The 772-nt window shown below is 68.7% G+C and carries 1 protein-coding gene; it reads right to left on the minus strand.

What is annotated here, in order from left to right; genetic code table 11:
* Positions 1 to 772 (minus strand): MFS transporter (locus tag ACFPOU_RS23670; RefSeq protein ID WP_379727548.1); only part of this gene is annotated, 772 nt, incomplete at both ends.

Raw genomic sequence — 772 nt, forward strand, 5'->3', positions numbered from 1 at the left:
CAGCGTACTGGCCGCGCAATAGGTCAGCATCATGCTGTAGCCGCCGCTGGCGCTGAACATGGCGCCGAACATCAGGGGCGCCGCCGCCGAAGCGACCGTGATCAGGCCCTGGTGCAGGCCGAAGATGCGGCCGTAATCCTTGAGGCCGAAGTAACGCGCCATCAGGAAGGCGGCGATATCGAATTCCGCGCCCGCACCCAGGCCCGCCAGCGCCGCCGCGGCCGACAGCAATGCGACATCGGTGCTTCCGGAAAGGAAGATGAATGAGCCTGCGGCGGGCAGCGCGAGGCTGATCGCGGCCACGGCGGGCGGCCACAGGCGGTCGAGCAGATAGCCCACTACCAGGCGCCCGAGCACGAGCGCGATGCCGAACCACGCGAACACCGCGGTGGCGCTGGCGGCATCCAGTCCGCGGTCGCGCAGCATCGGCACCGTGCTGGTGACGACGCCCATCACCGCGGACACGACCAGGCACAGAGCAATATTGCAGACCCAGTATTTGGGCGAGGCCAGGGCCGTGCGGAAGTTCATCCCTGCCAGCGTCACCGGTTCGCCATCCGCCGTCTTCGCGGCCGCGCGCACCTCCGGCAGGCGGAACCATGCCAGGGTCAAGGGGATCCCGATCACCACATTCACGAGTGCGAGAATCACGAATGGCGCCTGCCAGCCCCAGTGCGCCACGCCCCAGGCGAACAGCGGGGGCGTGACCGCCGCGGTGATCCCGGTGCCGGACAAACCGAGCGCCAGGGCCAGCCCACGGTTACGCACGAAC

Origin of the sequence: Massilia jejuensis (assembly GCF_042656795.1) — a bacterium.
Taxonomy (GTDB): Bacteria; Pseudomonadota; Gammaproteobacteria; order Burkholderiales; family Burkholderiaceae_D; genus Telluria; species Telluria jejuensis.